Origin of the sequence: uncultured Turicibacter sp., from assembly GCF_938044715.1 — a bacterium.
GTDB classification, from domain to species: domain Bacteria; phylum Bacillota_I; class Bacilli_A; order MOL361; family Turicibacteraceae; genus Turicibacter; species Turicibacter sanguinis.
In genome coordinates this window covers 1-7387 of sequence record NZ_CALIOS010000090.1, presented here as the reverse complement: position 1 = coordinate 7387, position 7387 = coordinate 1, and the positions used below count along the sequence as shown (strand labels likewise).

The following is a 7387-nucleotide window of genomic DNA, read 5'->3' as shown; positions in this document are numbered from 1 at the left end:
CCAATTGCTTAGTTTGTGATGAATAATTGTCTGATTTAAATTGACAACTCAGGATAAAAAAAGATGGTAACTCTTTACCATCTGTTAATCACAATGCATATAATCATCCGCTAAATCCCAAGGAACAATAAACCCGCTTCCTTTTGAACAAAAAATAGAGGCAGAAGGATTTGAGCGATCCTCCTCTTTATTATATTGTTTCAATTCAATGATACTTGCTTGGTTATGACACACATCATATCCCCTAACACGCAATGAAATTTTCCCTAATCCTTTTGTATAAGATAAAAATTCAATGGGATAATCCATAAATGTTGCAACAGGAACTCTCCCTTTAATAATACATTGATCATTTCTAGTGACTGGCGATTCAAATGTCCCAGCAGATTTTTGAATATCCGTGATAACTTTTCCCATTAACGATAGATCAACTTCTATTTTAAAATCGTAATACGGTTCTAAAATTATTGAGTTTGCTTTTTCTAAACCTTGACGAATCGCACGAGATGTTGCCTCATAAAAATCTCCTCCACTCGTATGCTTAGGATGAGCTGCTCCCGTTAATAACGTTACTTTAATATCCGTGACTCGAGACCCTGTTAAAATCCCTACAATTTTTCTTTCTAATACTTGCTGTTTGATGAGATTTTGATAATTGATTGGTAACTGTTCTATATGACAATTCGATTGAAACTGGACTCCACACCCTCGGTCTGCGGCCTCAATTAAAAGATGAACTTCTGCATAATGCTTTAATGGTTCATAATGTCCTCTCCCAATCACTGAATCAGCAATCGTTTCAAGATAAATCACCTCACACGGTCCAAATGAAATATCCTTGTGATATCTCTCTTTCATCAGATTCTTCAAAACATCTAATTGAATGATGCCCATAATTTGAATCTGAATTTGTTTGGTCTCTTCATTCCAAACAACACCTAGCGAAGGATCCTCATCCTCTAATCGCCTAAAATAAGATAACATCTCAAGGGGATTGATAGATGAATCATAAAGAACCGTCACACTTAAGGCAGGCAATAATTCACAAGAGTGTCTTTCAACTAAGTCACCTATCCCATCAAAAATTCTAAAATCACATAATCCCGTCACACCAACTAATTGTCCTGCCTCGACATAAGAGACACTTTCATATTTACTTCCTTGATAGACTCGAATCTGATTAATCTTTTCCTGACATTGCGTCTTTTGGTGAATAAACGTATCTTTAACGGATAACGAACCCGATAATAATTTAAGAAAAGTGACTCTTTCCCCTTTTTCATCATATCGAATTTTATACACACGTCCTGAAAAAGAATCCTGTATGGAGTAGTTTGTTTCAGTTAATTCATCTAGCACCCATAAAAAATCAGCAATTCCGATATTCTTTAAAGCAGAACCCGCCATAACGGGGATCATCTTTTTTTGCTTTATTTTAACTTTAAGAGCTTTAATCCAATAATCACGTTCAAGATTTCCTTCAAAATATTCTGACATTAAAGACTCATCTGTTTGAGCAACTGTTTCAATTATTTCTAATGATAACTCTTTAATTTGTTCACTCGCTTCAATAAAAATGGAATCGACTTTAAATTTCTGCTCTATTTCGTTTAAGAGAGTTGAAAGATCGGTGCCTTCACGATCTATTTTATTAATAAAAATAAAAATCGGAATCTGATACCTCTCTAATAAATTCCAAATCGTTTCCGTATGGCCCTGAATCCCCTCGACTGCACTGATAACTAATATCACATAGTCCATAATCTGAATAGAGCGTTCCATCTCCGTTGAAAAATCAATGTGCCCAGGTGTATCAATTAAATAATAGTCATGACCATTATAAGAAAAAGTTGCTTGTTCTGCAAATACTGTAATCCCACGTTTTTTTTCAATATCGTGATGATCTAAAAAAGAGCTTTGATGATCGACACGTCCACATTGCCTAATGGAATTCGTTAAATAAAGAAGTTGCTCTGCTAATGTTGTTTTACCACTATCCACATGCGCAAACATTCCAATCGTTTTTTTCATGATGACACCTCTATTTATAAACTTATTTTTTTATTATATCAAATCTTTTTTAAACTGTCCTTATAACATTATTCGAACATTTGTTCTAAAAATAATTGCTATCCTTCAAATAATATGAGATAATAGCATGGTTAGAAAATACACCACTCTAAAAACGGATAAACTCTCCCCAAGTTTTTATCCCCTATCCTATTTTTCTACTTATCAAAAAAGCACCGCTTCATGCGGTGCTTTTTTGATTATTTTTTATTTATTTTCGGAAAACCAAACATAATGGCTAATAATCCGAAAAGTCCCATTAACATTGGATAATGAACATATGGGATAATTTCAAATGGAGAAATAGCTGCTAAACCAGCTGCTCCTAAAAGTTGAGCTCCGTATGGAATTAAACCTTGCCAACATGATGAGAAAATATCTAATAAACTAGCCGAACGCTTAGGATCAATCTCATATTCATCAGCAATATTTTTTGCTAGAGGACCAGATACCACAATGGCAATCGTATTGTTAGCTGTACAAATATCAACTAAACTAACTAATCCTGCAATAGCAAATTCAGCACCTTTTTTAGATTTAATTCGAGAAGTTAAAAGATGTAATAAAAATTGAATCCCACCATTAAACTTAATTAACTCTAGTGTTCCCCCTACAATTAAACAAATGATAGCTAATTCTTGCATTCCAGCCATTCCTGAAGACGCCGATTGAATTAAATCTGGTAGAGTAGCCGCGTGTGTAAATAACCCAATCACTCCTGCTACTAACACCCCACTACTTAATAAAGCAAATACATTAATTCCGACTAATGCACCCACTAAAATATATAAGTACGGTAAAACTTTAATCCACTCAAAACTTCCAACCATCGTTGTGGTTTGATCAAATGACATTGTCGTCACGACTAATAATATCAAAGAAATAATCGCAGCTGGTAAGACGATAAAGAAGTTTACTTTAAACTTATCCTTTAATTCACAACCTTGAGTTCTAACAGCAGCAATCGTTGTATCAGAAATCATCGATAAATTATCACCGAACATTCCTCCCCCTACAACCGCTCCAACAACAAGAGCCACAGGAATTCCTGTGGCATTAGCAATCCCTAATCCAATTGGTGTTAAAGCCGTAATCGTTCCAACCGATGTTCCCATTGAAATAGAAATAAAACTTGCAATAATAAACAATCCTGCAACGACTAAATTAGGGGGTAACACAGATAAACTCATATTTACGGTTGCGTCCACGGCACCAATAGATTTTGCAACACCTGAAAAAGCTCCAGCTAATAAAAAAATAACAATCATCATGATAATATTTTCATGACCTGCTCCCTTACAAAAAACGGCGATTTTCTCGTTAAAGGTTGCTGTACGATTAAATAAAAAGGCACAAGCAGCTGCTAACATAAACGCAACTAACACCGGCATATAGTAAAAATCACCTGTGATAACTCCACTTCCCACAAACAATACTAAAAATAATCCTAGCGGTAATAACGCCCACGGATTTCCCTTATCTTTCAACTTATTCATTTTCTCAACCTCCTACAAACCTACATATAGCTTCATTGTTGATAGTTTAGCCTAAAAATTTATAGACTTTTTAAGTTTACTTTGATTGTCGAATGTTGTCAACTATTTAGAACATCATTTTACATAACTTCTTTACATTTAGTCAAAAAAAACTCATTTCTTTCGACAAAAATTCCGATACTTTCACTACTCATATAAGATATAGTAAAGAAAACGTTTATAAATGTAGGAGAGACATAATAATGAGTGTAAAGCAAGTAATCTTAGGCCGACTTAACTCCATTGAGCGGGAAGGAATGGAAGACCTAATAAAATTTCTAAATAAAAGTGATTACTTCCTTGCACCTGCTAGTGTAAGGGGGCATTGTAATTATCCATATGGATTAGCCATCCATAGTCATAACGTTGTTGAATTACTAATCGAAAAAAACAAACGATTCCATCTAGGATTAACACTTGAAAGTATCTACTTAGCAGGCTATTTACATGATTTATGTAAAGTGAATATTTTCAAACCCGTTTTAAAACTTCGATACAATCAAAAAAATGAAAAAGAATGCTACTTCACCTATGACTGCATCGATGATTTTCCTCTCGGTCATGGAGAAAAAAGCGTCATTATTGCGCAGCAATATATTCGTCTAACACTTGAGGAAATTTTATTAATCAGATGGCGTACAGGACCCGCTACACCTTGTGAAAATACTTACCGATACGATCAAGCATTAAAAATATGCCCTGCTATCAAAGCGATTTTTACCGCTGATGAAGAAGCAGCAACCTTCTTAGAAAAAATTAAAGAACCTCAAGTCTATCAACCAAGTGTCTATTATGCTTGGAAAAAAACAGCTATTCTACCTAAAAATCTATTACATTGAACTAAAGTAGAAAAGGAGCCGCCTTTAAGAGGCTCCTTTTCCTTAATGTCGACTCAAATTTTTAATAGGTAATCCCTATCTAATAGACTTTTTTTTCTTATTTAAGAATAATCAAATCTTAATCTGTGCATAAACAATGTTTTTTTACTTTATAGGCGGCTTGAGAAAAGCATGTATGTCATCTGGTTCAAAAAATCATTATGAACTAGATAGTATAAATTTTGAACACAATCAACGCCTCACTTAATTGATCTTTTCAATCAATATTTTAATTGCTTTCATGAATGTTTTTTCTAAATGAAGTAAGCTAACTGCTACCTGTTCAAACGTTTAGAGAATTAAATCAGGTAGCACACTTTTAACTCGTTCTACTTCTAATATCGGCTTCATTTTTTGAGTTTACCATCTCTTCATATCCCTTCACCGTTCTAGTCAAAATTCCACCCTATCCCCCCTTCTTTTATAAGATAAGAATTTTTTAAAATAATCGCATTAAAACAAAAAAATCGTCATGAAACAAATCATGACGATTTTTTATTTAAATAAAAGGATTATAAAAGCGCGTTCCATTAGAAAAGGTAATAACTAAAAAAATGGCCATTAAAACGCTAAATCCTACAAGTGTATAAGCATCTCGCTTTAAAAACGGACGTTCAGAATAAAAGGTGCGTTTTTTATGTTTACCGAATGCCCTTAATTCCATCGCATAGCTGATTGTTTCAATACGATCTAAACTAGTCAAAATAAGAGGCATTAAAATGGCAGACGTATTTTTAAGACGAACCCATAATGTTGCCTTGCTAGACATATCAATTCCACGCGCTTGCTGAGCTTGAGAAATCTCAACAAAATCACGTTGAATATCTGGAATATAACGCATAGCAATCGCAACAGAATAAGCCAGTCGATAACTAATTCCAATTTTGGATAGTGACGCTGCAAATTCACTTGGATCAGTTGCTGATAAGAAGACTAAACCAAGGGGAATAATCGTTAAGTACTTCAAGGTCATATTAAATTGATAAAATAATTGTTCCTGCGTTAAGACATACGGTCCAAATAATTTAAACAAATCATGCTGTGTTCCGTAAATATGAACGCCTTCAACTGGGGAAAAAATAAAGACCGCTATATTATTGATAACTAAGAAAATTAAAATAAAATAAAAGACGAGCGCCACTTGTTTAAATTCAACTTTTGATAGCTTAAATAAAATTAAACTGATGATAAACATCATCCCAAGAACACGCGTATCATAACTTAACATCGCCGTGATAGACCAAAGTAAAAAGCAAATTAGCTTCGTACTCCCTGTTAAACGGTGTATGGGTGAATCCACATCAATATAAGCAAGCAGTTTAGTATTCATTAAGTTCTCACCGCCTTATCTGCAAAAATAAATTTTCGAATAAAGTCCACCGCACTCGGAAGTCCTGTCTGCATGGCCAGTTGATAAAGTGATGTTTTCTTTAAATGAGAGGCTTCAATCAGTTGATCGTCAGTTAAAACATGCCACGTTGACGTATCAGCTAACACTTCCCCATTTGTAATCACAATGGCACGAGTTGTGTATTCAAGCATTAAATGCATGTCATGTGTAATCATTAAAATGGTAATGCCACGTTGATTAAGTTCGACTAAAAACTCCATAATTTCGGTGTAATGACGTAAATCTTGTCCGGCAGTTGGCTCATCTAAAATTAAAAGTTCTGGATTTAAAACCAAAATAGCTGCAATACTTACACGTTTTTTCTGACCAAAGCTTAAAGCTGAAATCGGCCAATTACGATATGGATAAAGACCACAGATTTTTAATGTTTCAATCACACGTTCCTGAACTTCTGTTTCTGATACCCCACGAACACGAAGTCCAAGAGCCACTTCATCAAAAATTTTTGTCTTTGAAATCATCTGATTCGGATTTTGCATCACAAGCCCTATCTTATCTGCTCGTTCCTTAATCGTTTGAGTTCCCATATCTTCGCCATTCAATAAAATCGTTCCTGAAATCGGTTGATAAAATCCACTAATCAACTTTGAAATTGTTGATTTTCCTGCGCCATTTTTTCCAACTAAACTCAACATTTCACCTTTACGAATTTGGAATGAGACATCCTTTAAGGTTAAGCTATCAGATTGATAACCAAAACAAACTTTCTTAAACTCAAGCAAAATGTCTTCCTGATTTCGTTCTTTTTGAATTTCCGTCTGATCATACCAACGATGAGGTGCCTCTTGACATCTTGATAAATCCATTTGATTTAAAGATTGTGGATTCATACTCGCTAAAATCTCGCAATTTGCGTATTTTAACGCTGTCACATATAAAGGTTCGCGAATTCCAATTTGAGATAAAAGATTTGAGGCTAATAACTCATTTGGTGTCATATCAGCAATAATACAACCTTCATTCATTACAATAATTCGATCAATGCATGCCTGTAAAACGTCTTCTAAACGATGCTCAATAATCACAATCGTTTTATGCGTTTTTCTTGAAATTTCATCAATTAATGACATTGTCTGCTCTCCAGCTGCTGGGTCTAAATTGGCTAATGGTTCATCAAATAATAAAATATCAATATCATCCACCATAACACCGGCAAGCGTAACACGTTGCTTTTGTCCGCCTGATAATTCGTGTGGAGCAGATTTTAAATGCGTCTTGATATCAACAAGTGTAGAGACTTCATTCACAATTGACTTCATTTCAGCTTGTGGCACTTCTAAATTTTCAAGTTTAAACGCAATATCCTCTCCTACCGTTAAGCCAATAAATTGGTCATCGGGATTTTGAAGAACTGTCCCTACATAATTAGATCGTTTAAACAGATTATGCTTTAGAGCATTTTCACCTTTAATTTTAAGATTTCCACTTAACTGACCTTTATAAATATTAGGCACTAATCCATTAATACAATGAGCTAACGTCCTTTTCCCAGA

The 7387-nt window shown here is 34.4% G+C and carries 5 protein-coding genes; 1 reads left to right on the top strand and 4 read right to left on the bottom strand.

Going from position 1 to position 7387, the window contains the following annotated elements:
• Positions 1-84: 84 nt before the first annotated feature.
• Complete coding sequence (locus QWC74_RS09355) at positions 85-2031, bottom strand: translation factor GTPase family protein (RefSeq protein ID WP_006784720.1); 1947 nt, start codon at positions 2029-2031, stop codon at positions 85-87.
• 239 nt (positions 2032-2270) lie between these two features.
• The gene (locus tag QWC74_RS09350) at positions 2271-3566 is read right to left on the bottom strand and encodes a Na+/H+ antiporter NhaC family protein (RefSeq protein WP_006784721.1); all 1296 of its coding nucleotides are present in this window, start codon (positions 3564-3566) and stop codon (positions 2271-2273) included.
• A gap of 242 nt (positions 3567-3808) precedes the next feature.
• Between QWC74_RS09350 and QWC74_RS09345 the strand changes: the two genes are divergently transcribed.
• Positions 3809-4444 (top strand): hypothetical protein, encoded by a 636-nt coding sequence (locus tag QWC74_RS09345; RefSeq protein WP_288993994.1) that lies wholly within the window; start codon positions 3809-3811, stop codon positions 4442-4444.
• A gap of 538 nt (positions 4445-4982) precedes the next feature.
• Here QWC74_RS09345 and QWC74_RS09340 read toward each other — a convergent pair.
• Positions 4983-5813, bottom strand: a complete 831-nt coding sequence (locus tag QWC74_RS09340) for an energy-coupling factor transporter transmembrane protein EcfT (protein ID WP_006784723.1) — start codon at positions 5811-5813, stop codon at positions 4983-4985.
• Positions 5813-7387: ABC transporter ATP-binding protein (locus QWC74_RS09335; protein WP_288993993.1), on the bottom strand; the 1575-nt coding region annotated here is incomplete at its 5' end. The genes QWC74_RS09335 and QWC74_RS09340, both read right to left, overlap by 1 nt.